Consider the following 25,695-nt stretch of genomic DNA (forward strand, 5'->3'; position numbering starts at 1 on the left):
GGCGTGTCGCCGCGCCAACCTCATGGTCAATCTCGCCCGGTCGGCACCGCGTCACGAACCGGCGAGCGGCCGCGCCTTCGTGCTGTCGCGGACGACGAGGTGGCCGCGCACCGTCAGCCGGGCGGGCTCCATGCCGCGCTCGCTCGTGGCCAGGCGGATCGCCTCCGCCCCGGCGTGGGCCAACGGAAGCGCGATGGTGGTCAGCCGGGGCGTGACGTCGACCGCGAGCTGGACGTCGTCGAAACCGGTCACCGACACCCCGCCCGGCACCGCCACACCGGCGTCACGCAGGGCGGACATCGCGCCGATCGCGACGATGTCGTTGACCCCCAGCACCGCGTCGGTGTCGCCGAGCCCCTCGTCGATCAGCTGCCGCGCCGCGTCGAACCCGCCCTGGCGGCTCACTTCGCAGTTCACGAGCCGGATGTGCCGCGAGTCGACGCCGGCGGCGCGCAGTCCTTCGGCGAATCCCGAGGCACGTGCGGTGGCCGTGGCATGTCCGGGCGGCCCGGAGAGGATGACCACGCGCCGATGCCCGGACTCACCAACATGGGCGCCCACGAAGCGGGCGGACCCGAAGTTGTCGAAGCTGATCGAGTCGAACGGCATGTCGGTATCGCCCACCAGCACGACCCGGCCGCCCTCCCGCTCGTACGCGACCAGCTCGTTGAGCAGGCGACCCTGCAGGGCGCCGGCGTTGATCCGGCTCGACGTGAGCACCAGAGCACGGGGGCGCAGCGCACGCAGCCGCCGGACCGCTTCGAGCTGCCGCCGCGGGACGGCCCTCGTCGAGGACACCGTGACGAACGCGCCCGCCGTGCGGGCCTGCCGCTCCATCGCCGCCACGACGATGGCTATCGATGGCGTGGTGAGGTCGTCGGCAAGCAGCGTGATGGAGTCGCTCATGCGCCGCATGGCCCGGGCCGACGCGTCGGGCGTGTACCGCAGCGCGGCCGCGGCAGCGAGCACACGCTGCTCATACTCCGCCGCGACCGTGCGCGTGCTACCGCCGAGCACCCGCGACGCGGTCGACACCGAAACGCCTGCCGCCGCCGCCACGTCGTGCAAGGTGACGGTCGGCCTCGCTGCATGCGGCACTGGCCACACCCTCCCGCCGCTGGTCAAACTACTGTGGCAGGCACAATATCCGATATGCATCGGGGATCCAGGCCGCGCTCGGGCGACCGCCCGCCGGCCACGCTGCACGATGTGGCCCGCGAGGCGGGGGTCTCCGGCGCGACCGCATCGCGCGTGCTCAATGGCAGCACGCGAAATGTCAAACAGGACAACGTCTTCCGGGTGCTGGCCGCGGCGGCGAAACTCAATTACGCGCCGCACCTGTCGGCCCAGGCCGTCGCGCGGGGCTCGACGACGACCGCCGCCATGGTCGTGAGCGACATCGACGACCCCTACTTCTCCACCATCGCCGCCGGCGTTACGGAGGCGGCCGAGGCGGCCGGGCTCATCGTCACCATGGCGGTCTCGGGCCGGTCACCGGAACGCGAGTTGGAGATCGTCCGGGCGCTGCGCGGCCAGCGCCCGCGGGCCATCATCGTTGCGGGCAGTCGCATCGAAGGTGATCGCTCCCAACGGGCGCTGGCCGAGGAGCTTCTGGCGTATCAGACGGCGGGCGGGCGGGTCGTGGTCATCAGCCAGCCGGGCCTGCCGTTCAGCACGGTGAGCATCGACAACTTCGGCGGCGCGCGGCAGCTCGCCCGTACGCTCGTCCAATATGGATATCGGAAATTCGCCATCATCCATGCCAGGCGCGAGCTGCTCACCTCGCGCGACCGGCAGGACGGTTTCGAGAAGGGCCTGCGCGATGCCGGCGTCGGCGACCCTGTCCGGATTGAAACGGAGTTCACCCGCAACGGCGGCTACCGGGCCGCCGGCGAACTCGCCCGGCGCGGGGTGGAGGCGGTCTTCGCCGTCAACGACGTGATGGCGATCGGAGCCATGACGGCACTGCGCGAACTGGGCCTGGTGCCAGGGGAAGACATCGCCGTGGCCGGTTTCGACGACATCGCCTCGGCCGTCGACGTGGCGCCGGCGCTCACCTCCGTCGTGATACCGCTGCGCAAGGTCGGCCGCACCGCGATGAGGCTCGCCCTGCGCGGCGACACCGAGAAGGTCGTCACGATCACGACCGAGGTCGTGGTGCGGGAAAGCACGCCTGGCACTTAAACACCGCCGCAGCGCCCTGCCGCTTCGGCGTCAATCCCGGCAACAACACGGTCACCGCATGGATCGGCGACCGCGCCTCGGCCGGCAGCACCGAGCGTAACCTCTCGCTGGTTCCCTATCTGCGCCGACCGCGATGCGTTGCGGCCCCGCGGCGGCAAACCGCGGGGCCGCAACGCCTTTAGCGCGGTGTGCAGGTGAGGTTGCTCGGCGGCGCGTTGGTGCCGTTCCACGAGGCGATGAAGCCGAAGGTGATGCTCTGGCCCGGGTTGAGCTTGCCGTTCCAGCTCATGTGGTTGACCGTGACGTTCGCGCCCGACTGGGTCCAGGTTCCGTTCCACAGCTGCGAAATAACCTGTCCGTTCGGGAACGACCACGTGATGATCCAGCCGTCGATCGGGACCGTTCCCGTGTTGGTGACGGTGATCTCGCCCTGGTAGCCGCCGCCCCACTGGCCGGCGATGCGGTATGTGGCAGAGCACCGCTTGTTCGGTGCCGGGGTGGACGCGCTGGGCGAGGGCGAAGGCGAAGGCGAAACGGACGCAGTCGTGCTCGGCGAGGGCGAAGGCGACGGTGAGGGCGACGTGCCGTTGATGGCGGAAACCAGCGGTGGATACCACTTGTCGGACATCTTCTGGTCGCCGGACGCGTTCGGGTGCACGCCGTCGTAGGTGTCAGCACTGGTGGAGAAGCCGGTCCACTGGTCGACCACGGTGATCGGAGACTGTGCGGTGGACTTGCCCTGAGCCCACGCGGGGATGGCATTGTTGAAGTTGATCACGCGTTGGCCACAGTCGGGGCATTGCGACGGCGCCATCGGAATTATTTTGGCCACCAGGACTTTCATGCTCGCGTTGCTGGCCCGCATCTGGTCGACCAGCTTGCTGAACGCGGTGAGGATGGTCGCAGGTGCGATGTTGCTCCACACGTCGTTGGTGCCCAGGTGCATCACCACGATGTCCGGGCGGGTCGCCGACAGCCAGCCCGGAAGCTGGTTCTGATTGGCGATGTTGGTGGCCAGGAAGCCGCCGTGGCCCTCGTTGTCGCCGTCGTGCGCCACCCCGCAGCCCTGCGGCGGAAGGGTACCCACAAAATCAATGTTCGTTATGCCGTTGCTTTGCAAGCGATTCCAGAGCAGGGCCCGCCAGCAGCCGGGCGAACCGGTGATGGAGTCGCCGAGCGGCATGATGCGCACGGCGGCGGCCGTTGCGGCGGGGGCGGATTGGATGACGGCGAACGCGGTGGCAGCGGCGAATGCCGCAACCGCAGCGACAAGCGCCGCCCATGGGACGCGTCTTGGCATAGGTTTCTCAGTCCTTCCAGGAGCACACAGAAGTCGTCGCGTGACGCGTGACGCCCGGCTCCCAAACTGGACTGCATCGTCTCTGATGAATGATACGGTACGCCGCCACAGTGTCCGGATTGGAGAATCCCAGCGGATCAGCCCCCGGGCGCGCTCCGCAAATAGGCGAGCACGGCCAGCACGCGCCGGTTGGTGTCGTCGGTGGGCGGAAGGTTGAGCTTGGCCAGGATCTTGCCGACGTGTTTGCCGACGCCGGCCTCCGACATGACGAGCAGCTTGCCGATGGCCGCGTTGGAGTGCCCCTCCGCGACCAGCGCCAGGACCTCGCGCTCCCGCGCGCTCAGCGGCGAGAGCGGATCGGCGCGGCGGCGCAGCAGCTGCCGCACGACGTCGGGGTCGACCACCGTGCCGCCGTCGACGACCTGGCGCAGCGTCGCGACGAACTCCGCGACGTCGACCACCCGGTCTTTGAGCAGATATCCCACCCCGCGCCCGCCCGCTGAGTCGAGCAGGTCCGTGGCATAGCTGTGCTGCACGTATTGGCTGAGCGCGACCACCGCGAGGCCCGGGTTGGCGCGGCGCAGCTGCACCGCCGCCCGCAGCCCCTCGTCGCTGAACCCGGGTGGCATCCGGATGTCGGTGACCACGAGATCGGGCGCATGCTCGGCGACCGCCGCGTGCAGGCCCGGCGCGTCGCCCACCGCTGCGACCACCTCAAACCCAAACCGGCTCAGCAGCCCGGCCAGCCCCTCGCGCAGCAGGACGCCGTCCTCGGCGAGGACTACGCGGACTATTCGCTTGTCGTGCACGGCAACTCCACGTGGATGACGGTCGGCCCACCGGCCGGACTGGACAGGCGCATCGTGCCGTCACCGGCCGCGACCCGGTCGGCGAGCCCGGTCAGCCCAGTGCCGCCCGCAGGATCCGCACCGCCCCGGCCGTCGTCGACGACCTGAACGGTCAGCGTGTCGCCCACCCGGTGCACGGTGACCGACGCGGCCGTGGCGCCGCTGTGCTTGACCACATTGGTCAGAGCCTCGGCCACCACGAAGTATGCGGTCGCCTCGACGTGGCCGGACAGCCGCCCCGGCAGGTCGGCCCGCACCGTCACGGGGATCGGGCACCGGTCGGCGCGCTCGCGCAGGGCCACCGCGAGCCCCAGATCGGTGAGCACCTTGGGATGGATGCCCCGGATCAGCTCGCGCAGCTCGGCCATCAGCTGCTTGGCCTCGTCGTGCGCGACGGTGACGCTGCGCGCCGCCGGGGAGTCGTCGGGCAGATCGAGCCGGGCGAGCCCGAGCTTGAGCGTCAGGCTGACCAGCCGCTGCTGCGCACCGTCGTGCAGGTCACGCTCGATGCGGCGGCGCTCGGTCTCGAACGCGTCCACCAACCGGGCACGCGAGCGCGACACCTCGACCAGGGCCGCCTCCGCCTGCTCACCGCCCGATCGCCCGTCGAGCAGCGCCCGAGCCACTGCCGCGTGCCCACCCGCCAGCGCGGCGAACAGAAGGGCCAGCGCCGGAACCAGCCCCAGACCGACGATGGCGTAGGGCAGCGCCTCTTTGGGCGTGGACACCTCCACGACACCGAGCACGACCGGGCCTTCGCCGAGGCCGGCGATGAACGGCCCACATAACAGCACCACCACCAACAACACGACCGCCGCGAGTGCGGCATAGGCCACGGGCGCCACCACACCGAGCAGACACAGGTAGGCAAACTCGCGCCACGTGGCCGCCTCGGTGTATCGCGTGCGCAGCCAGGGCCAGACGCCTTGCGCGGGCGGGCGGCGATGCCCGGAGACCAGCGGGCGGGCGTCGACCAGCCGCACGCGCCACCGCTCGAATCCGCCGACCGCCATCGCCGCCAACGGCCCGAACACCGCCGCGAGCACCGACGTGAACACCGCCAGCACCACAAACAGGTCCGCGCCGCCGGTGCCCGCGCGCAACCGGCCGACGGTGACGATCCACGGCACGCCGACCATCGCCATCAACACCATCGCGGAAGCCACCAGCGGGGCGGACGTCAGCACAAACACCAGCGATCGCCACAGCCAACCGCTGCGCAGAAATCTTCGTCGCGTCGACGATTGCATTGTCACGCGGCCACGCTAGCCAACGGCCGGACACGTGCTCAATCCGTCCACGTGGAGTCTTGAGGTATACCTAGGCATACCTCGAACCACTCTTGACCCGCAGCTCCTCAGCATCCTGCCCGGCGCCTGTCTCGGCGCCTTCCAAGCCTCGGCGCACGCCCACGCCATCGCAGCGACCGCCGTCGCCGGCCGTTGCTGCTCTTTACGCGAGGGCGGCTTGGCTATAGCGCGGCGCGCACAATCTCGCCGGGCTGCGATCCGGCCTGCGCCACGAGTGCGCCGCCGGGTGCCCAGATGCCCGACCGGCCCGCGACGTTGTCGTAGCCACTGCCGGTGGAGCCCGCGAAGCTCGCCACCGCGACCCACACGTTGTGGTCGGTGGCGACCCGGCGGGCCCGACTGTCCTGAGTGGACCAGTCGTGCGCGTGGTTGACCGCGCCCGCCACGTAGACGTCCATGCCCACCGCGGCCGTGTCGGCGGCGTGCTGGGCGATGCCGGTGTCGCGGCAGATGGCCAGCCCCAACCGCAATCCGTCGACCTCGATGACCGACGGCTTGCCCCCCGGACGGAAGCGCTCCGCCTCTGCCGCGCCGACATAGATTTTCTGGTACGCCACACGGGCTCCCGCCGAGTCGACGGCGAGCATGGCGATGTGCTCCGCGACGGGCGCGCCCACCAGCGCGAGCGAGCCCGTCTCGGCACACGCCCGCACGATCGGCGCGAGCCGCGCGTCGTCGGGCGCGAGCGAGGGAGCGCCCAGCTCGTATCCCGTCAGCGAAAGCTCCGGGAACACGACCACCCGCGCCCCCGCCTCCCGCACCGCCGCGGCATGCGCGAGCGCGTTGGCCGCCACGTCAAGCGAGACCAGCGGGGGCTGCGCCACTGCAATGATCATGCAGGCAGTTTACCCGGGTTGAGTAAGCCCTTCGGATCGTTGGTGACGGCCGTCTCCCGGATCGCGGGCAGCGCCTGGCCGCCCAGCATCCAGGTGTGCGGATCGACCACGAACACGCCCATCTCCCGCAGTTGGTCGATCCCGTCGTACAGCGTGCGCGTGTCCTGGAACGACGACAGCAGGAGCCCACCGAACCCGTGCCGGAAGCCGTCCAGGTGCAGCAGCGAGCCGGGCAGCACCGAGCGCACCGCGTCCGGATCGCGCACCAGCACGTCTCCGCCGACCTGCAGATGGCACAGGTCCGGACGGACCTTCCTGGCCCGCAACGTGACGTGGTTGAACGCCAATGTGGACAGATAGCCGATCCCGTCCGGGTCAACCGAATCGACCCGGCCTCCGTCCGCCTCGACGGCCGCCCGGAAGTCGTCGACGGCCGAGTCGTCGACGGCGGCCCGCAGGCTGTAACGACCCTCGGTGGGAAGCGGATACAGCGCGGCAAGTCCCGGGTCGTCGATCGACACGAGCCGAGGCGCGGGCCGACGCTCCAAAAGCCGCTGTCCGGTGTGGACAGCGGCCTCAAACGACTCGTACGAAGCCATCACCGCCGTGCGCGAACGCAGCGGTGCCAACCGCACCGTCGCGACCGCGATGATTCCGTTGACGCCGTAGGCATGCAGATATGGCACGCATTGCGCCCCATGCAACGTCAACGGCCCCATGGGAGTCACCACATCCAGCGTGAGCGCGAATCCCTCCCACAGCCAGCCGTGCTCGATCGAACCCATGCCGCCCGCGCCGCCGGCCAGGAACCCGCCGATCGTGCTGCCGACGGTTGTCGGCAGCATCGCGACCTCCTGCCCGACCCGCTTGGCCGCCGCCTCCAGCGCCACGAACGACGTGCCCGCCTCCGCCCGGATCCAGCCCTCGCCCATCTCCAGCACACTGTCCATCCCGGACAGATCGATGACCAGCCCGGCCGCGAGCGGGACGGCCTGTCCGTAGTTTCCGGTGCCCTTTCCGCGAGGCACGATCGGTACCGCGTGCTCATAGGCAAGAGCCACCGCGGCGCGCAACTCTTCGGCGGACCGCGGATACACCACCACATCGGCGGCCTTCGCCGGAAGCACCGCCGACAGCACGGGCGACAGGTGCGCGTAGTCGTTGGACGCGGCCCGCCGCGCCGATTCCACCGTGGACACCCGGTCGGCGCCGAGTTCCCGGCGCAGATCGGCGGCCAGTGAGGCGACCGCGTGGGGTGGCGGCGCGAGCCGTGCCGCGCGCGCCGCCACCACCTCCAGCTGAGGAATCACAGGCCGATGGAGGTGTCGATGAACTCGTTGGTGAACAGGTCCTGCGGCACCAGGCCTGTCTTGACCTCCTTGCGCTGCCCGGTGTAGATCGGGCCCACGATGCTGATGACCTTGCGGACCCGCTCGGTGTCGAAATCGCCCAGCGTCGAGTTCGACCCGTTGCCCACGATCTTCAGTTTGAGCTGCTGCTCCACGCTGAACGCGGCCTGCTCCTTCGGGTACGGGAAGCCCTTGTACTCGGTGGCGAGCTTCACGATGAGGTCGGTGGTCGCGGCCGCGTTCTTCACGTACTCCACCTGCGAGCGCTGGATGATGGGTACCAGCTTCTTCAGGCACGCCGAGTGCTCGGCCTTCTTGTCGGCCCGCACGACGACCGCCTCCGGGTAGATCGGGTAGCCGGTGTCGTGGATCAGCTGGAACTTGACCGGCTTCTTCCACTGCGGCAACGCCTTCTCATAGATGAACGGCTCGTTGGTGGCGAACCCCTGCTGCGCGACCTTGCCCTGCTCGGACAGGAAGCGGGTGGGGCTGCCGTCATACGACCCGTCGATCTGGCCGCGCTTGAGGATGCCCGAGCCGACCAGGTACTCCATATAGTTGGCGCCGTTGAAGTACAGCACCTTGGTGTTCGTCTTTCCAATGTCGACGATCGAGTTGAAGCCCGGGTTGGTCGCCGGGTCCCACATGATCATGTAGGGTGCGATGTCGAACGGCGCCACCACGCCGATCACCGGCTGCTTGGCCGACAGGCCCACCGCGTCGTCGGTGGCCACCATGCCGAGCATGATGGAGGGATCGGCATACATCTGCGCGCCGGCGTTCTGGAAACCGATCGCCGGGCCGCCCGCCCGGATCTCAATCTTCACGCCGGTGTCCTTGCCCTGCGCCACCAGTGGGCCGGTGACCTTCTTCTTGTCGCCGTCGATGGTGTAGGTCTGGCCCAGCAGGTGGTACAGCGCGCCGTGCTCGGCCTGCGGGGTCCACGCGGCCTGCACGACGACGGTCGCGGGGCACACCGCGGCCAGGTCGAGCGCGCCCGAACCCGGGTCGAGGCTCGCACCCACGTTGGACGTCCCGGCCGCGGTCTGGCAACCGGCGGCGAACATCACCGCGACGGTCCCGACGGCCAGGCGTCTGATGGTACTCATCTGTTTCCTCCAAGGGGGTTATGAGGGTCGGCCAGTTGCGACTCGTGCCAGGCGGTCACTCGCTTGGCCACGAGACCGAACAGCCAAAACACAACGAGGCCAAACAGCGAAGCCAGGATCACGGCGGCAAACAGCATCTCGGACTGTAGCCGACGGGGATATATGTAAATGAGTTGGCCTATGCCGGCCTGGCCCTGCTGGAAGAAGAAGTCGCCCACGATCGCGCCGATGACCGACGCCCCGGCGGCGATGCGCAGCCCGGTGAAGATGCTCGGCAGCGCGGCGGGCAGCTGGAGTTTGAACAGGCGCGTCATCCGCCCGGCATTGTGCATCGAAAACAGGTCCTGCAGCGCCGGATCCACCGAGCGCAGGCCGAACAGCGTGTTGGCGACGACCGGGAACAGCGCGATCAGCACGCACGCGAGCACCCGGCTGGGGAACCCGAACCCGAACCAGTAGCCGAACAGCGGCACCAGCGCGAGGATCGGCACCGTCTGCAGGAGCACCGCGTACGGGTACAGCGAGCGCTCCAGCCAATTCGCCTGGCTCATGAGGATGGCCCAGGCCAGTCCAATCACGACAGCCAGCGCGAGGCCGGTGAGGGCCACGCGGGCGGAAAGCCCAAGGCCCGCAAGCAGTTCGGTCAGGTTGGCCGGGTCGAGGAAGCCCACCCGCACCACCGCGTCGGGCGTCGGCAGGAGAAAGCGCAGGCCGTCGTCGATCACGAGGGTGCTGACGGCGTACCAGATAATCAGGAAGGCGCCGAAGACGGCGGCCGGGGGAAGCAGGCGGCGCGCCATCACGCCACCCCCAGCAGGGCATAGACCCGCGACGTCAGCTCCGTGAACTCGGATTCGAAGCGCCACATAGGTTTTCGAGGATATTCATGTGGTACCGCGACCTCGCCCACGATGTGGCCGGGCCGGTCCGACATGACCAGCACACGGCTCGCCAGATAGACGGCCTCCGCGATGGAGTGGGTCACCAGCAGGGCGGCGAACCGGTCCGCGACGAACAGGTGCTGCAGATCGTCACACAGCCGGGAACGGGTGATTTCGTCCACCGCGCCAAAGGGTTCGTCGAACAGCAGCAGCTGCGGCTGGGTGAGCATGGTGCGCGCAAGGGAGACACGCATGCGCATGCCCCCGGAAAGCGTGCGCGGCCGGTGGTCGGCGAATTCCGTGAGGCCCACCCGAGACAATGCGTCCATGGCCCGGGTCCGTCTGGTCGTCCTGTCCATCTTGCGCAGCTCACCGATCAGCTCCACGTTGCGCAGGACGGTGCGCCACGGCAGCAGGGTCGGGTCCTGGAAGACAAATCCCAGGTGGTCGCTGGTGCTGTTGATGCTTCCGGCGGTGGGCGCCTGCAGGCCCGCGGCGGCACGCAGCAGCGTGCTCTTTCCGCAGCCTGACGGCCCAACCACCGCCACGAACTCTCCCGCTTTGAGTTCGAGGGACACGCCGTCGACGGCGAGTGTCCCGTTGGGATATCGGACCTGTAAGTCCTCGATGGTGATCATGTTGGCCAATCCGTCGTCAGGGTGGTCAAGGCAGCGACCCGCCCCGCGCGGACCACCACGCGGTCCGGGTGTGCCGTGGCAATGGCCTCACGCAGTGAGCCGGCGCGGATGGCGAGCAGATCGGCGGCCGCACCCACGCCGATCGGGTTCTCGCGCAATCCCAGGGCGCGCCGGGCACAGGTGCTCACCGCGTCATAGGCCTGTTGTGGGCTGTCATGCCCGGCCATCACGAGCAGCGCCGCTGTTTCCAGGGCGTCGGCGCGGCCCATGATGTTGAACGGGTCCTGCAGATTGTCGCCTCCCCCGGCGACGACCGCGCCCGCCTCGCGCAACAGCCGCATGGCCGTCAAACCGCGCGGCGGTGCCGCCTCGTGCATCCTGCCCTGCAGATACAGGTTCGTCTGGGGCAGACAGACGACCGCGATGCCGGCCTTCGCGACGCGCAGGGCGATCTCACGCGCTTGGGCGGGTGGCATCATGCCGAGGCTGACGCAATGGCTGGCGACCACGCCATGCTCGAATCCGGTGGCGAGCACGGCGTCGGCCAGCAGGGCAAGGGTGCAAGGATCGGGATCGAGCATCTCGTCGACGTGCAGATCGAGCGGCAGCCGCGCGTCCGCGGCCAGCTGGAGGCAAAACTCTATGCACGCCTTCGGGTCGGGGTCGAGCGCCGGGCAGGCGCCCACCACGTCCGCGCCCATGGCCACGGCCTCGCGCAGGAGGTCGCGGTTGCGCGCACCGTCCGATCCGGACAGTGGGTTGGACCCGAACGCCACGATCTGCGGGCGGATCGGAGCCTTGACGGCCAGGACGGCCTCGAGCCCGCGCAGCTCGATGCCGGGCCCGATGTCCACGTGCGTGCGGATCTGCGTCACGCCGTTGGCTACGTATGCCCGGATCGCGGCCTCGGCCCGGGCGGTGATGTCCCGCTGCGACATCGTGGTGCGGTGCGCCAGCCAGCCGCGCACGGCGCCCATCAGGTCGCCGTCGGGGTTGGGCACCTGGTCGGCTGAGTAGGCCTTGTCCAGGTGCGCGTGCGGCTCCACGGGCGCGGGCAGCAAAAGATATCCGGTCAGATCGAGCTCAACCGCGGGCGGCTCCGGCTCGCCCGCGTGCCGGCTCGCGTGGGTGGAGCGGTCCGCATGTGATGGCCCCGCCCCGCCCGGCTTGCCGATCGCCGCGATGACACCGTCGCGGATGAACACGTCCTCCTCGCGCCCGTCCGTCAGCGTCACATTGCGCAGCAATAAAGAACTCCAATGGCGCCCCTCCCCTGCGCTACGCGGCGCATGCTCCCTGATTCGCTCGGGCAGGCCCTCGCCGCCATGGTGTCCCTCCGCTCCGCTCCGCGGCGCATGCCTGTCGATTCGCTCGGGCAAGCCCTCGCTCATGACGCGCTCCGATGGACAACCCATGGGTGGGTCGCGCACCCTGCCCGGTCTCCCCCGCCCGGAAACGCGCTGACTTGTCGCATGTGGACAGTGCTATTTCTCACATGTCTCACAGGCGTTGCGACCGCCCGTTCGCGGCGACCGACCTTACTGGCCGTTGGCACGCAGTTCCCGGCGACAACCATGCACACGGCATTATTGGCGACGGCAACGCGCTCAGCGTCACTGGCGGCTGGAGTGGGCATGGGGGCGGCATGCCGCCCGACTCCTTGGCGGGCCCTGCCCTGCGGGGCGAGGTCCGTGGAGCCGGGTGACGGGCGGCCTTGGCGGAGGCTGCCGGCAACGGTCATGGTCTGGCTCCGGGCCATTTGATCGGGCGCGACGCGAGCTCCACCGGGTAAACGACATGAAAGCCGCTGCCGTCCCAGGCCTCCACGGCGGCGCCGGCCAGGGAGTTGTGGCCGTCGGAGGCGAAGCGCACGCCGTCCCACGGCATAATCATCTGAGTCGAGGACAGGGAGGTCTGGCGCAGCGCGGCGCGGATGGTGGCCGGGTCGCGGGAGGCGCTGGCGTCGATGGCGACCGCGAGCGTGATGACCGCGGTGAAGCTGGCCGCGGCCAGCCCGCTCATGCGGTGCCCGAACCGCTTCTCGTACAGCGCCATCACCGCCTGTGCGGCCGGGCTGCGCGTGGCCAGCTCGGCCGACCAGGGCACGGGCCGCAGCATGAGCGCCGGGCCCGACGGCGGCGCGGGCAGGCCGCGAAAACCCTTGCCCAATCCCACCATCGGGATGTTCGTGGGCACCAGGCGGCCCATGGATGTGGCGGCCTCGGGGGTGTGCGCCCACGCCAGCACCGCCTGCGCGCCGCTTTCCTTTAACCGGAACGCAACATCTCCCCCGGCAGAATCGGCTAGGGTCAATTCGTGCTGAAGCACGATCTGGCCACCGGACGCGCCGGCCAGCGCCTTGATGTGCGCTGCGCCGGCCGCGCTGTCCCCGCCGGGCTCCGTGAGCACAGCCAGGCGGCGCACGGACTGCCGCCGCAGCACGCCAAACGCGCTCTCGGTGAGCACCCGGTCGCCGGGCCCGGCCCGGAAGTACCAGTCCAGCCCGAGCTCGGTGAGGTAGTCGGCAGTGTTGCTGGCGTCGAGCAAGGGCGCGCGCAGCCGCTGCATCTCGCTGGCCGTGCCGGAGACGATATCCGCGGACTCGGCGACGACCACCCCGACGGCGCCTTGCGCGGTCACCAGATCGGCCGCCATCCGCACCGCTTGGTCGGGCTTGCCCTGGCTGTCGGCGCCGGCGAGGGCCAGCCTGGAGCCGCCCAGCGCCGGCAGACCGGTGCCCGCGCCCAGTGGCACGGACAGCGCGCCGTGGTCTTCGTTCACGATGTCGATGGCCAGCTGCGCACCGCGCCTGGCCTCATCGGCGGTGTCCGCGCCCGGGCCCGTGTGGGCCGAGAGCACCCCGATAACCAACGGAGAGGTGGGTGAGTCGGGTGCCGTGCAGCCCGCCGCCGCGATCACCGCGGCACTCAAACAGGCCGCTAGCCTGCACAAAGGGCTATATTTCAATCGACTATCGGCGTTCCCGGGCTCGCGCACCCGAGTATCTTTTCGTGCAAGGCTATGAGTTTCAACCCCTTGAGTCGCTTGTGGAGCGTTCTGTAGATTTGATGCCTCCAAGCGACTTGCTGCAACATTCACGCGCCGCTTAGATATATAGGGCACATCGGGGGCGGCGACTTCTTCGAAGGTAGGGCGTGGATGGCGAGCAAGGGGGGCGGGCCCAAGGGGCAGGCGGGCGGAAAAAGCAACAGCCGTCATCAGCGGCTCACCGTCGTGTCCCATCGGCGGCCCTCGGCGACCCGGCCACGCGACTGGCGGGTCCCCGTCAAGCTGGGCGCGGTGCTGCTGATTCCCCTGTTCAGCTTCCTGGTCATCGCGGGGATTCAGGTCGCCTCGTCGGTCGCCACGGCGTCCACATTGGACAAATTCGCGCGTCACGTCAGCCTGGGCCGCCAAGTCACTCATCTCGTACATGAGCTGCAACGCGAGCGCGACCGGACCACCGGCATGCTCGCGTCGCTGAGCGCCCATCCGGCCCCGGCGCGCGACGTTTCGAGCCTTAGTCCAGATTGGACAGCCGTCGACCGGGCCGCCGAAGACCTGCGCGCCGCCGTGCGCCCGCTGCTCGACGATCAAGCCATGGCCGGGGCGTTCGCGCAGGCCGAGGCGCTGCTCGCGCAGGTGCCGCAGATCCGCGCCGGCGCCACCCAGGGCTGGCTGCGCGCCCAGGCCGCGTTCGAGACATACACGCGTGCGATCGCAAGCCTGCAGGCGCTGCTGCCCGCCCCGCTGGAGGTGGGCGGCGACCCAACCGCCGCCCGCATGGTCCGCGGCTACACCTATCTGTCCCTGGCCAAGGAGCTGACCGCGCAGATCCGGGGCCACCTCTACATGGTGTGCAGCGTGGGCTCGTTCGCGCCGGGCGAGTTCGAGCGCATCGCCGACGTGCGCGCCGAGGCGCAGTCGGCGTTCGAGCGATTCCGCGAAGGGGCCGACCAGAGGCAGCTCGCCCGGTTCGACGACGAGGTCACCGGGCAGGCGGTCAGCAACGCCAGCCGGCTGCTGCAGACCATCATCGGCAACGCCCGCGCCGCCGAGCTCGGGGTGGACGCGCAGCAGTGGTGGCTGGCCAGCACCACCCAGCTGGAGCTGATGCGCGCGGTCGAGCAGACCCTGCTGGAAAACGCCACGGCCGGGGTGCTCGCGGCCAGCGAGAGCCAGTGGCGCAGCACCATCCTCGGCACCGTCGCGACCCTGACCCTGCTCATGGTGACCATGCTGGCCACTGTCGTGATTGGACGAGGCATGGCCACCAGCCTGCGCTCCCTGCGCGAGCAGGCGCTGCAGGTCGCACAGCAGAAACTGCCCAACGTCATCCAGCAGCTGCGGGCCTCCCCCACCACGGCCCCGCGGCTGCGCGTCGACCCGATCGTCGTCCACGCCCGCGATGAGGTGGGCGAGGTCGCCGAAGCCTTCACCGCCGTGCACCGCAGTGCGGTGCGCCTCGCAGCAGAGCAGGCCCTCATGCGCCGCAACGTCAACGACATCCTCATCAAGCTGGCCCGACGCAGCCAGACGCTGGTCGAGCGGCAGCTGCGGCTGCTGGACAAGATGGAGAGCACCGAGACCAATCCCGAGCAGCTGGCCAACCTGTTCCGGCTCGACCACCTGGCCACGCGCCTGCGGCGAAACGACGAGAACCTGCTCGTCCTCGCCGAGGGCGACAGCAGCCGTGGCCAGGATCAGCCTGTCGACCTCAGCACGGTGGTGCTGGCCGCGACGGCCGAGATCGAGCACTACCCACGGGTGCGGCAGGAAGTCCACGACTCAGTTTACATTGTTGGCTATGCCATCACGGACCTCGTGCACCTGATCGCCGAGCTGCTCGAAAACGCCACCAACTTCTCCCCGCCCGACACGACCGTGCAGCTGACCGCGCAGTCCGAACCGGACGGTGGGGCCGAGATCATCATCACCGACAGCGGCATCGGCATGGCGAGCGAGGCCATCGCGGACGCCAACCGGCAGCTGGCCGCGCCGATGAGCATCGACATCTCGTCGGCCGAGCGGATGGGCCTCGTCGTGGTCGGGCACCTGGCCAGGCGGCACGACATCCGGGTCACGCTCGCGGCGCGCACCCCCGGCGCCCACGCCGTCCCGGCGGACGACGCACCCGTCAAGGGCGTCATCGTGACCATCTGGATCCCACCGAAGCTGGTCACCGAGGCCTCGACCGAGCCGGCGCCGACCGTCGACGCGGTCCGCTGGCTGCAGCCCGACGGCTCGCCGAGCCAGGATCAACCGGCCGACGGGCAGGCACAGCCCGCACGGCCGGTGCGGGTGCGGGCAGAAGACCTGCTGCGCCCGGCAGGGGGTTCCAAGAAAAGCGTTTGGTGGTCAAGGGACGCGGAGGGTTCAAACGGCATGGCACAGCCGGCCCGGCCCGAGGAAACGCAGGCGGCGGCGGTCTTCACGGAGGCCGGGCTGCCCAAACGCACCCGCACAGAAAAGCGCACGGCGACGGTCGTGATCGAGGCGGTGGCCCCGGAGGCCGACCCCGATGCGACCGAGTCCATGCTCACCAGCTTTTATAGCGGTGTACGACGTGCGGACACCGAGAGCGCGAGAGGATAGAAAGTGGCAACTAGCAAGGCGGCAAGCGACTTCAATTGGCTGCTCAATGGCTTCGCCGAACGTGTGGCCGGGGTTGTGCACGCCGTGGTGGTCTCCTCCGACGGCCTGCTGGTCGCCGCGTCCGACCATCTGCCCCGCGACAGTGCCGACCACTTCGCGGCGGTGACGTCGAGCCTGGTGAGCGTGGTCAAGAGCGCGGCGCGCATGTTCGACGAGGACGAGGTGCGCCAGACGGTGGTCGAGATGGGGCGCGGCTACCTGCTCGTGATGTCCATTCGCGACGGTTCGTGCCTGGCGGCGCTCGCCACCCGCGACGCGGAGATCGGCGTGGTCGGCTACGAGATGGCCAAGCTGGCCAAGCAGGCCGGTGAGGTGCTCACACCCGCCCTGCGGGCCGAACTGCAGCGTGCGCTGCCGAGCTTCCAGCACGCTTAGTAGCTACTGGGCCAAGATTTCGTAACCTTCCGTAATCTTGGCCGGTTGTGCCGCATGTGAAGTGGTTTGCACCCGTGGCCGCGATCGGCGCGTTCCTCATCGGCACCTCCGCACCGCTTGCCCTCGCGGCACCGGACGGGCGGAGCAAGATCTGGTTTGCCGACGGGGTCGAATCCGAAGGCATCATCGTCAAGTACCGCCCGGGCTCCACCGTGGATCTCCCGCGTGATCTGGGGCTGACCGTGCAGCGGCAGCTCGCCAACAACCGCGTGCTGGTGGGCACGCAACCGGAGCGGCTCTCGGGCGGCGAGCTGCGCCGGCTCATGGTCGAGCTCGCCGCGGACCCCGACGTCGAACTGGTCGAGCCCAACGTGGTGATCCCGGCGCCCGACCCCACCGCCGCGACGAACGACACCGCGCAGGAGCCGGTGCCGTGGAACCTGCAGATGATCAGCGCGCCCGGTGCCTGGGACAGCGGCGCGTCCGGCGACGGCATCACCGTGGCCGTCATCGACACGGGCATCACCGACCATCCCGACCTCACAGACCAGACCGTTGCCGGGTACGACTTCCTGACGGACGTGACCCGGGCCAACGACGGGGACGGCCGGGACGCCGACGCCCATGACGCGGGCGACTGGATGGAGCGCGGCGCGTGTGGCAATGCACCCGACGGCTCCCCCATCCCGCCGCGCGACATCCCGAGCAGCTGGCACGGCACCCACGTGGCCGGCATCGTCGCCATGGTCGCGCCGAAGTCCCGGCTGTTGCCCGTGCGTATCCTGGGCCGCTGCGGCGGGGTGTCGGCCGACACCGCCGACGCGATCGTGTGGGCCGCGGGCGGCGCGGTGCCCGACGTCCCGCCAAACGCGACACCTGCACGCGTGTTGAACATGAGTTTCGGCGACCGGTCAATGTGCCCGCCCGCGATCCGCGATGCCCTCCAGACGGCGCATCAATACGGCGCGGTGTCCATCGCCGCAGCGGGCAACGACAACGCCGACGCCGCCAACTACTGGCTCACCAACTGCGCGGCGCCACGGATGTCGGTCGCTGCGCTCGACCGCTCCGGTAGCCGTGCCGCGTACTCCAACTACGGCATGTCCGTCGACATCGCCGCGCCCGGCTCGGAGATCATGTCCACGTACAACTCAGGCAAGACGCACCCGGCGGAGCCGACCCACGCCGAGCTGTCGGGGACGAGCATGGCCGCCCCACACGTGGCCGGCGTGGCGGCACTCGTCTTCGGCGTCGCGAACGGCTTGGGCCCCAAGGATGTCGACGCGACCCTGCGCCAGACGGCCCGGCCCATCCCCGGCACCGGCTGCGCGATCTTCGTGCAGGCGTGCGGCCGGGGCCTGGTCGATGCGGCTGCGGCCGTGGGCGCAAGCGCCTCACCGCAGTGAGACGCTTGCGCGTTCTGGTCAACAGTTGGGGCCGATCGTGTTGACTCCCGTGTAGGCGAATGCGTCGCTGAACCACGTGCCATCGGGCAGGCGATTCCAGACGGCTGTCGCGCCCCAGCGGCCGGTGTGCGTGGTGCCGTTGCGCCAGCAGGAGATGGTCACCGTGTCGCCGTCGTTCAAAGTGCCGACGATGGGGTACCCGGTGCCCGGCCCACCGCGCCGGTTGACCGTGCCGCCGCCGTTGGAGTCGACGATGCCCTGGTTGCCGCCCAGCGGACCGTAGTTGTACAGCCCCGTGCCCACGTTGCGTTGCGTGCTGCCGTGCAGGGCGTAGCCGCCATAGGCCGCGCCCTGCCAGAACACCCACTTGCCCGCCGAACGCCAGTGCCACGCGACCCGGGTCGTGCCGGACAGGATGCCCCAGTGCACGTGCCGGCCGGAAGCCGAGCCGCCGCCACACAGATTCGTGCCGGTGTTACCCAGCGCCGTGCCCGCCCCGATGCTCGCGCCGTTGCCGAGCCCGGTGAGGTTCCACAGGTGGTAGTAGTCGGTCGTGTACCCGTTGGCGTGGTAAACGCGGCGCCATCCGCCCGGTGTGCCGCCGTTGGAGCTGTCCGCGCACATGGTGTACACGGTCCCGGCGCCCGCCGCCCGCACGACGTGGTCGCCGCCGGACAGGTCCAGTGAGCTGTAGGGCGTGTCCGTGCCCGCCCACCCGTGTGGTCCGCCGGTCATGGTCCAGGTCGCGCCGACCGCGTACGGCAGTCCGAGTTCAGTGTTGTTGCCCGCCTGGATCATCATGTCTTCCCGCGCCATGAAGATCTGCTTCTCGGCCGGGCCGAGCACCGAGTCCGGCGCCTTCCCGGCCAGCCGGGCGAACGGCGACGTGCTGTCCAGCGCGACAGTCCACTCCGACGATTCGAGCCGGGCGAGGAACAGCCAGCCGCGCGCGTAGTCGCCCGGTTTGGCGCTCTGCAGCACCACCCCGAAGGCCCATTCACCCTCGCTGCGCTGGACCTCGACCCGCCCGACGTACAGGCCGGTGCGTTCGCCGACCGCCCGGACCACGGCCGGTTCGACCGGCGGTGACGCCCCGGCCCGCGCGGGCGCCACGAACAGACCCGCCGCCAGCAGGGTGACGGCGAGTGTGGCATTCATGCGTGTGAACATGGCTCCATAGACGCATGCCAAAGTTTGCTCGGCCCGAGGCGCCGAACAGTCAGAGAACACCCACAGAACAAACCGTGGGCCGGGAATTACGGCGATTGCGGGTTTCGCGCGGGATGTCGCAGCGGGCGCTGACCAAGCAGCTCGGGCTCAGCGCGCACAGCAACATCGCCGACTACGAGAGCGGCAGACGCATCCCGCCGCGCGACATCGTGCTCGAATGCGAGCGCGTGCTCGGCTCCAACACGCTGTCGCCGCTCCTGGAGGACGCGCTCGCGGCCCGCGCCGCCGCGGGCCCGCCGAAACGGCGGCGGTGGCCCTACGTCGCGGTCGGCGCCGCCATGGTGATCGCCGTCGTCGGGGCGGCGGTCTTGCTGCGGCGCGACAAACCGTCCATTTGGGACGGCAATGACCTCCAGGCCGGCCAACTCGGTGGTGGTGGTCGAGACGGTGCGCCCGGCCGACGGGATGAAAACGGTGTTCCACTATCACTCATTCACGCAGGTTTACGGCGACGGCGATCGTGAGTCTGCCCGATGGCCGGGCTGGAACCAGTACCACTAAATGTTTGAAAGGATGAGCAGCGCTCCCGGCCCGGCTGGCCCACCTGGAGGGGTGCGATCCATCCACTGTGGACTGCGGTGAACCGGGAGCGCCCTGAGAATGATTAGACAGGATGCGCTCTGAACACAGAAGGATTGTTCATGCGGAACGCCGTATCCTATGGGCATGCCCCAGCCGGCCTATCGGGACATCGCCGAGGCCATCCGGGCCGACATCGAGGCCCGTCGCCTGGTCGAGGGCGATCGCCTGCCAACGGTTCGCGAGCTCGCCGCCCAGCACGGTGTCCCGGTCGGGACCATCGCCCGCGCCCTTGACCTGCTGCGTGCCGAGGGGGTGGTGGTCAGCCGGCACGGCCGCGGCCTGTTCGTCCGCACGTTCAGCCGCATCATGCGCTCCTCCCCCGGCCGGCTCTCGCGCCAGCTCTGGGGCACCGGCCACGCCATACAGGACCATGACACGCTCGGCCGGCTGCGGGTGGTGCACATCGAGGTTACCGAGATCACCGCGCCGGAGGCGGTGGCGGGCGCGCTCGGGCTGCCGGCCGGCGCGGTCGTGCTGACCAGGGCCCGCAGGTTCGCAGTCGAGGATCGCATCGTGCAGACCGCCACCTCCTACCTGCCGCTTGACGTGGTGGCGAAGGCGCCCGCGATCGCCTACACCGGCCCCGGGCCGGGTGGCATCTACGCCCGCATGGCCGATGCCGGGCTCGCGCCCGAGACCTTCACCGAGACCATCGTGTGCCGGATGCCCTGCCCGCGCGAGACAGCCGACCTCGACCTGCCCGGTGGGACGCCGGTCATCGCCATCACCCGGCTCGCCCACATGGCCGGCGGGCGATGCATCGAGGTCAATGAGATGCTCCTCGATGCCTCCGCCTATGTTTTGGAGTACCGGTTCACGGCCGCAGGATGATCTCGTTGCGCAGCGCCCGCAGCCAGGCGGCGCTCGCGGGCATCGACCTGGCGCCGTAGAACAGGCCGACGCCCATGCTGCCGTGGTCGATCCAGGCGCAGACGACGATCGGCTTGTCCTTGTCGTCCTTGCCGTTGGCGCAGCTGATGCCCTCGTCGAATGGGGTCACCTCGGAGATGCTCTTGCCCGCGCCCGCGATGGCCTTCTTCAGCTCGCCGGGCGGGTCCAGGATCAGCAGGGTCGCGCCGAACACCAGCACCTGCCGGTCCTTCGACTTCGGGTCGCCGTACATCGCGGCGAACGCGTCGTCCACGATCTGCTCGTTGCGGATCTCCCGCTCGGCGGCGGCCGCGACCAGGTTCACGAGCGGGTCCCGCTCCCGCCTGAGCCCGGCGAGCTCATCGGGCATGGCCGCGATGCGGGCCGGCCACTGCTCGCGCAGCGGGATCGTCGCGGCCAGGCACAGCCCGCTGCACAGCACGCACAGTGTCCCGATGATGCCCAGCACCCACGGCCACTTCCGCTTGCGCGGCCGCTCAACGAAAACGATTTCCGGCATGATTTTCGTTGGCGGCGGAGTCACGGGCGCACGGCCCGCCCAAGGGTCCGACGGAGGTGGCGGCTGCGTCACGCAGGCAGGCTACAGGCTCGTGGTGTTGAATCGGGCCCGCAGTTTGGCCAGATCTTCCGGGGTCGGCATGTGCCCCGACACGACCATCTCGTGCACCTCGCGGAAGTATTGCTCGTAGCCCGCCGGGCGGAACAGCCCGATGAGCCGGGCCGGCTGCCCGGACGCGTTGCGGAATCCATGCGCTGCGCCCGGCGGCACCGATACCGTCCCGCCCGCGCCAACCACCTCCGTGCCCGGCGCGAGATCGAACGTGATCTCGCCCTCCGTGATGACGAACTCCTCGGTGTGCCCGTGATGGATGTGCGGCGCCGCTCCCATCGCCCCAGGCGGCATCGTGAACTCCACAATGGACAGTTGGCCGCCGGTGTCCTCTCCGGTCAGGCGGACAAAACATTGGCTGGTACCTACCATAAGTGGCCCGATGGGAGCGGTGTTCACGATGATCGAAGTCATATCCTTCTCCTGTGATGCTCGAACAGGCGGCCGAGCGGCTGCGGGGGCGGGTGCGGCGAACGCCCATTTTTCAGGTCGCGCCGGATCTGTGGTTCAAGTGTGAGTTCATGCAGCATACGGGCACGTTCAAGGCGCGTGGACTGCTCAACAAGGTGCTGGCCAGCCAACCCGACCCGGCCGTCGGCATCGTCACCGCGTCGGGCGGCAACGCCGGGCTCGCCGCCGCGTGGGCGGCCCGTTCGGCGGGCGTGCCGGCCGAGATCTTCGTGCCCACGACCACGCCTGCGGTGAAGCTGGGTCGGTTGCAGGCGCTGGGCGCGACCGTGGTGCAGGTCGGCAGCGAGTACGCCGAGGCTTACGAGGCCGCGCTGAAGCGGGCGGTCGAGACGGGCGCGGTGTACTGCCACGCCTACGACCAACCCGAGGTTGTCGCCGGCGCGGGCACCATCGGGCTGGAGTTGCGGGAGTTGCAGCCCGACACGGTGTTCGTGGCGTGCGGCGGGGGCGGGCTCATGGCAGGGATCGCTTCGGCCGTCGACGCGACGGTGGTCGCGGCCGAGCCGGAGCTGGCGCCCTCGTTGCACAGTGCACTCGCTCAGGGCAGGCCCGTTGACGTGCCCGTGTCGGGTGTTGCGGCCGACTCGCTGGGCGCGCGCCGCCTCGGCGACATCGCGTATGACGTTGCCGTGCGCACCGGGGTCCGTAGTGTGCTCGTGTCCGACGCCGATATCGTCGCCGCACGAGCTCAGCTTTGGCACGATTATCGGATCGTTGTCGAGCACGGAGCGGCCACGGCCTACGCCGCGTTGGTCGGCGGCGCCTATCGCCCCTCACCCGGCGAACGGGTCGTGATTGTCCTATGTGGATCCAACACGGACCCGAGCGATCTGATTCTCTAGCGCTCCTCTGACATGCGCTCTGCTTGACTGGCGGGCATGCCACTAGCAGATCAACCGGGCGGTCCGTATGTTGCCCATGAGAATGGGTCTATGACAAATGCCCCTAACCGGATAACCATGAGATCGTCGTTCGGCACAAACGTGTCGGCGATCCTCGCCGGTGGAGCGCAACGGCCGGCAGTCGTGCTGCTCCATGGGTTTCCCAGCTCGGCTCACACCTTTCGCGATGTCATTCCGGTGCTGGCTCGATCCTCCTATGTGATCGCCCCCGATCTGCCCGGCTATGGTCAATCCGAGATGTTGCCGGCCACGTCGTTCGACGCCTACACCACGGTGATTTCCGAACTGCTTGACCATCTCGGAGCCGGACCTCGCTTCATTTATCTTCACGATTACGGTGCGCCGGTAGGCCTTCGGATGGCAATGAACGCGCCGGATCTGGTCCTCGGCCTGATCATCCAAAACGCAAACGCTCACCGCACCGGTTTTGGGCCGGAGTGGAAAGATACGTTGGAGTTTTGGGATCATCCCAGTCCGCAAAACAAGGCTGCCGCGACGGCGCATTTGACCCTTGAGGGGGTTCGCGCTCAATACACCGCCGGTGTTCCGGCTGACGTCGCGAAACGCATCTCCCCGGCCATCTGGGAGGAAGATTGGCGAGTCATGTCCCTCCCGGGACACCTGGAGGTTCAGCGCAGCCTGATCGCCGATTACGCCAATCACGTGGCGCAGTTTGGTGCCATCGCCGATTATCTGCGAGTGCATCAGCCGCCCGCGCTCATGCTGTGGGGCCGGCATGACGCTTTCTTCAATATCGCAGAGACGATTTCCTGGATGGAAGACCTGCCGCGAATGGAAGCTCACATCTTCGACGCCGGGCACTTCCTTCTCGAAACGCATGCAGCACCCGCGGCAACGTTACTGCGCGACTTCGTGGAATCGGTGCAGCCTCAATAAAGCCATTCCCGATGGTCCCGTCGAAGCCATCATCCGGACGCCAGCGTTCGGATCTCCAGCTCGTGTCCGGCCCGAATATGGAGTTCGCCTTCCAGGTCGTGTAGACGAGTGAGTAGGTGGTCGTCCGGGTCGAGCACGTGCCGGGCGAGGCCGATCAGCGAGTCGTCGCTGTGCGACGTGGACCACTCGACCAGCAGGTCACAGAGTGCGTCGTAGGTCTCGGTTGGCTCTGGCGCACTGTGAAGGCCCAGCCACGGCCGGCTGACCCAGTAGTTCACAAGCGCGACGAATGTTGCGAGGCAATGCTCCTTGTCGTCGGTGCTGATATCGGACTTCAGCCTGGCGACCAGGTCGGCATATAGCTCCGGCATGCTCAGGCCCAGCACGCGGGCTCCCGCATAGGCCCAAAGACTCGACCCGGTGCCTGCGTCGTGGGCTTGCCACCACGGGTTCCACAGCAGCCGGATGAACTCGGACCGGGCGCGCTCGCCGTGCAGCGCGATGCCAAGGATCAGCCCGCCGTTGCAGTCTGTCGAGGCCTCACCGTCACCCCACTCGACCAGCTTGCCCAACCACGACGGGTCATCGGTCTTCGTGGCCAGCACCGGCAGGAACTCCGGAAACAGAGCAGCGCCCACGTGCCGCTGCAGCGCCCGGGCGATTTCGGTGCGCAGGCCACCACACGACAGGTGCAGCAGCCCCAGACATGCGTTCATCGACTCGTAATGCTCATATGGGCCTTCGGCAAGGGCCTTCCCCGTGACACTCCGCTCCGCTGCGCAGGCGTTGCCCTCGGCCGCGACATGCTCCCACAGCATCCGCTCGGCCGGCTCGTATCCCAGCAAGCCGATCGCGTGCAACACCTCCGGCGGCATGCCGTCACGCAACCGACCGGCCTGCACACACGCGGCCAGCAGAGGCTCAGCCATCGACAGGTCTCCGTGCTGGGCGAACACCGGAACCAGAAGCCGGCCTGCCTCAGGATCCTCCAGGAACACCGGGAGCAGGGCCTGCGCGTCTGATCGGGACCCGTGCCGCAGCACCACGTCGACGACCGTCGTCTCCCACCGCCAGGTCAGCGCCTGCGGTGCACCGCGGTATCTGTCAAGCAGTTCCCGCGTTATCGCCAACACCACGATTCACGCTCCTCGCCGATCGGCATCATGCTTCCGCCGCCGACGCCCGTGTCCGATTACGACACTGCACCACTGGATAGGCCGCGATCGACAGCGGTCGCTCCGGCCGCCCCACATTCATGTCCACCACCCTAGTATGCCCGTATGACAGTCTTGCGGATCCGCGGATTCGCCCTGCCCGAGGGCGAACCGATCGATCTTTACGCCGACGGCGACCGCTGGACCACCGATCCCGTCCCCCACGCCGAGTTGGTCGCGCAGGGCTGGGTGCTGCCGGGTCTGGTCGACGCGCACACCCATCCCGGCGCAGACGTTCGCGGTACCCCCTTGAATGAAAAGCTTTTAAGGGAAGACCTGCACGATCACGTTACCGCCGGGGTGACGATGATCCGCTCGCCGGGCCTGGCCGGAGAGCCGCCGGACTGGTTCGGCCACGACGACGACGTGCCACGCGCCGTGCATGCCGGGCCCTGGATCGCCCAGCACGACCAGTTTTTCGCAGGCTGGGGCCACCGCGCCACGCCCGAGGAGATGCCGCTGATCGCCGCCCAGCAGGCCGCACGCACCGGCTGGGCCAAACTTATCGGCGACTGGCTGCCCGACGATCCTCCAATCCCGACAGACGCGTTGCGCGCGGTGGTCGAGGCGGTGCATGCCGTCGGCGGCCGTGTCGCGGTCCACTCGCAGCATCCGCTGGGCGGGGCGGCGGCCGTCGCCGCGGGCGTCGACTCCGTCGAGCACGGCATGGGTCTCGATCCGGCCCTGCTGCCACGCATGGCCGAGCTCGGGATCGCTTTGACCCCAACGCTTTCGGTCATCAACTCCGGCCTCGAACGGATCCGCGACACACCCGACAGCCCGATAAAAGACTGGTATTTCCCGGCCGCCGCGGCCCATCCCGCCCTTGTGGCTGCGGCATGTGAGGAAGGAGTGACAATTTTGGCGGGTACGGATTCCCGCCCGCACGGCCGCGTCGCCGAAGAGGTGCGGGCCCTGGTCGCGGCCGGCGTGCCGGCACACCACGCGCTCGGCGCGGCCTCGTGGGCCGCCCGCGCCTACCTCGGCCTCGCCGGCCTGGTCGACGG

At 69.1% G+C, this 25,695-nt stretch carries 24 protein-coding genes; 9 read left to right on the forward strand and 15 right to left on the reverse strand.

The annotated features are described in order from the left end of the window. Positions 1–51 precede the first annotated feature (51 nt). Positions 52–1,098, reverse strand: a complete 1,047-nt coding sequence (locus DM816_RS11015; protein ID WP_162907337.1) for a LacI family DNA-binding transcriptional regulator — start codon at positions 1,096–1,098, stop codon at positions 52–54. Between the two features lie 54 nt (positions 1,099–1,152). On the opposite strand from DM816_RS11015, the gene DM816_RS11020 reads away from it, so the two are divergent. Continuing rightward, positions 1,153–2,184, forward strand: a complete 1,032-nt coding sequence (locus tag DM816_RS11020; protein WP_117210063.1) for a LacI family DNA-binding transcriptional regulator — start codon at positions 1,153–1,155, stop codon at positions 2,182–2,184. A gap of 178 nt (positions 2,185–2,362) precedes the next feature. Here the strand turns inward: DM816_RS11020 and DM816_RS11025 are convergent, their stop codons facing one another. The 10 genes from DM816_RS11025 to DM816_RS11070 all read right to left on the reverse strand — a co-directional run bounded on the left by DM816_RS11025 (position 2,363) and on the right by DM816_RS11070 (position 13,386). Next, on the reverse strand, positions 2,363–3,484 hold the full coding sequence (locus DM816_RS11025; RefSeq protein WP_117210064.1) for a cellulose binding domain-containing protein: 1,122 nt from the start codon (positions 3,482–3,484) through the stop codon (positions 2,363–2,365). Between the two features lie 137 nt (positions 3,485–3,621). Beyond that, positions 3,622–4,293, reverse strand: a complete 672-nt coding sequence (locus DM816_RS11030) for a response regulator transcription factor (protein WP_246001854.1) — start codon at positions 4,291–4,293, stop codon at positions 3,622–3,624. Continuing rightward, on the reverse strand, positions 4,275–5,582 hold the full coding sequence (locus DM816_RS11035; RefSeq protein ID WP_117210065.1) for a sensor histidine kinase: 1,308 nt from the start codon (positions 5,580–5,582) through the stop codon (positions 4,275–4,277). The genes DM816_RS11030 and DM816_RS11035 overlap by 19 nt, the downstream gene beginning before the upstream one ends. A gap of 221 nt (positions 5,583–5,803) precedes the next feature. Further along, positions 5,804–6,478, reverse strand: coding sequence for a carbon-nitrogen hydrolase family protein (locus DM816_RS11040; RefSeq protein ID WP_117210066.1), 675 nt, complete (start codon positions 6,476–6,478; stop codon positions 5,804–5,806). Beyond that, complete coding sequence (locus DM816_RS11045) at positions 6,475–7,788, reverse strand: FAD-binding oxidoreductase (RefSeq protein ID WP_117210067.1); 1,314 nt, start codon at positions 7,786–7,788, stop codon at positions 6,475–6,477. Before DM816_RS11045 ends, DM816_RS11040 begins: the two co-directional genes overlap by 4 nt. Continuing rightward, on the reverse strand, positions 7,785–8,936 hold the full coding sequence (locus tag DM816_RS11050; protein WP_117210068.1) for a hypothetical protein: 1,152 nt from the start codon (positions 8,934–8,936) through the stop codon (positions 7,785–7,787). Before DM816_RS11050 ends, DM816_RS11045 begins: the two co-directional genes overlap by 4 nt. Beyond that, positions 8,933–9,736 carry an ABC transporter permease gene (locus tag DM816_RS11055; RefSeq protein ID WP_117210069.1) on the reverse strand — a complete coding sequence of 268 codons (804 nt, stop codon included), beginning with the start codon at positions 9,734–9,736 and terminating at the stop codon, positions 8,933–8,935. The genes DM816_RS11050 and DM816_RS11055 overlap by 4 nt, the downstream gene beginning before the upstream one ends. After that, entirely contained in the window at positions 9,736–10,455 is a 720-nt protein-coding gene (locus DM816_RS11060; protein ID WP_117210070.1) for an ABC transporter ATP-binding protein, read from the reverse strand. The genes DM816_RS11055 and DM816_RS11060 overlap by 1 nt, the downstream gene beginning before the upstream one ends. Next, positions 10,452–11,702 carry an amidohydrolase family protein gene (locus DM816_RS11065; RefSeq protein ID WP_162907338.1) on the reverse strand — a complete coding sequence of 417 codons (1,251 nt, stop codon included), beginning with the start codon at positions 11,700–11,702 and terminating at the stop codon, positions 10,452–10,454. The genes DM816_RS11060 and DM816_RS11065 overlap by 4 nt, the downstream gene beginning before the upstream one ends. 490 nt (positions 11,703–12,192) lie before the next feature. Further along, on the reverse strand, positions 12,193–13,386 hold the full coding sequence (locus DM816_RS11070) for an ABC transporter substrate-binding protein (protein ID WP_162907339.1): 1,194 nt from the start codon (positions 13,384–13,386) through the stop codon (positions 12,193–12,195). Between the two features lie 228 nt (positions 13,387–13,614). Between DM816_RS11070 and DM816_RS11075 the strand changes: the two genes are divergently transcribed. The 3 genes from DM816_RS11075 to DM816_RS11085 are packed head-to-tail and all read left to right on the forward strand — an operon-like array spanning position 13,615 to position 17,891. Next, a complete protein-coding gene (locus tag DM816_RS11075) occupies positions 13,615–16,050 on the forward strand; it encodes a sensor histidine kinase (RefSeq protein ID WP_117210072.1) in 2,436 nt (811 codons plus the stop codon). A gap of 3 nt (positions 16,051–16,053) precedes the next feature. Beyond that, positions 16,054–16,485, forward strand: coding sequence for a roadblock/LC7 domain-containing protein (locus DM816_RS11080; RefSeq protein ID WP_117210073.1), 432 nt, complete (start codon positions 16,054–16,056; stop codon positions 16,483–16,485). A gap of 56 nt (positions 16,486–16,541) precedes the next feature. Beyond that, positions 16,542–17,891, forward strand: coding sequence for a S8 family serine peptidase (locus DM816_RS11085; RefSeq protein ID WP_162907340.1), 1,350 nt, complete (start codon positions 16,542–16,544; stop codon positions 17,889–17,891). An 18-nt stretch (positions 17,892–17,909) separates the two neighbouring features. On the opposite strand, the gene DM816_RS11090 is transcribed toward DM816_RS11085, so the two are convergent. Then, entirely contained in the window at positions 17,910–19,049 is a 1,140-nt protein-coding gene (locus DM816_RS11090) for a M23 family metallopeptidase (protein WP_117210089.1), read from the reverse strand. Between the two features lie 86 nt (positions 19,050–19,135). On the opposite strand from DM816_RS11090, the gene DM816_RS11095 reads away from it, so the two are divergent. Together DM816_RS11095 and DM816_RS11100 are read left to right on the forward strand one after the other, a co-directional pair. Beyond that, the gene (locus tag DM816_RS11095) at positions 19,136–19,585 is read left to right on the forward strand and encodes a helix-turn-helix transcriptional regulator (RefSeq protein ID WP_162907341.1); all 450 of its coding nucleotides are present in this window, start codon (positions 19,136–19,138) and stop codon (positions 19,583–19,585) included. A gap of 202 nt (positions 19,586–19,787) precedes the next feature. Continuing rightward, complete coding sequence (locus tag DM816_RS11100) at positions 19,788–20,534, forward strand: GntR family transcriptional regulator (RefSeq protein WP_162907342.1); 747 nt, start codon at positions 19,788–19,790, stop codon at positions 20,532–20,534. On the opposite strand, the gene DM816_RS11105 is transcribed toward DM816_RS11100, so the two are convergent. Together DM816_RS11105 and DM816_RS11110 are read right to left on the reverse strand one after the other, a co-directional pair. Continuing rightward, entirely contained in the window at positions 20,518–21,093 is a 576-nt protein-coding gene (locus tag DM816_RS11105) for a hypothetical protein (RefSeq protein ID WP_117210077.1), read from the reverse strand. The two genes, DM816_RS11100 and DM816_RS11105, sit on opposite strands and share 17 nt — an antisense overlap. A gap of 81 nt (positions 21,094–21,174) precedes the next feature. Further along, entirely contained in the window at positions 21,175–21,618 is a 444-nt protein-coding gene (locus tag DM816_RS11110; protein WP_117210078.1) for a cupin domain-containing protein, read from the reverse strand. Positions 21,619–21,632: 14 nt separating this feature from the next. On the opposite strand from DM816_RS11110, the gene DM816_RS11115 reads away from it, so the two are divergent. Beyond that, on the forward strand, positions 21,633–22,517 hold the full coding sequence (locus DM816_RS11115) for a threonine/serine dehydratase (protein WP_117210079.1): 885 nt from the start codon (positions 21,633–21,635) through the stop codon (positions 22,515–22,517). A 117-nt stretch (positions 22,518–22,634) separates the two neighbouring features. Next, a complete protein-coding gene (locus tag DM816_RS11120; RefSeq protein WP_211588640.1) occupies positions 22,635–23,474 on the forward strand; it encodes an alpha/beta fold hydrolase in 840 nt (279 codons plus the stop codon). Between the two features lie 29 nt (positions 23,475–23,503). Here the strand turns inward: DM816_RS11120 and DM816_RS11125 are convergent, their stop codons facing one another. Next, the gene (locus DM816_RS11125) at positions 23,504–24,610 is read right to left on the reverse strand and encodes a hypothetical protein (RefSeq protein WP_117210081.1); all 1,107 of its coding nucleotides are present in this window, start codon (positions 24,608–24,610) and stop codon (positions 23,504–23,506) included. Between the two features lie 144 nt (positions 24,611–24,754). Between DM816_RS11125 and DM816_RS11130 the strand changes: the two genes are divergently transcribed. Continuing rightward, positions 24,755–25,695, forward strand: a 941-nt coding sequence (locus tag DM816_RS11130; protein ID WP_117210082.1) for an amidohydrolase family protein, incomplete at its 3' end; no start/stop codon positions are given.

This window comes from Allorhizocola rhizosphaerae (assembly GCF_003426775.1).
In the GTDB taxonomy this organism is placed as follows: domain Bacteria; phylum Actinomycetota; class Actinomycetes; order Mycobacteriales; family Micromonosporaceae; genus Allorhizocola; species Allorhizocola rhizosphaerae.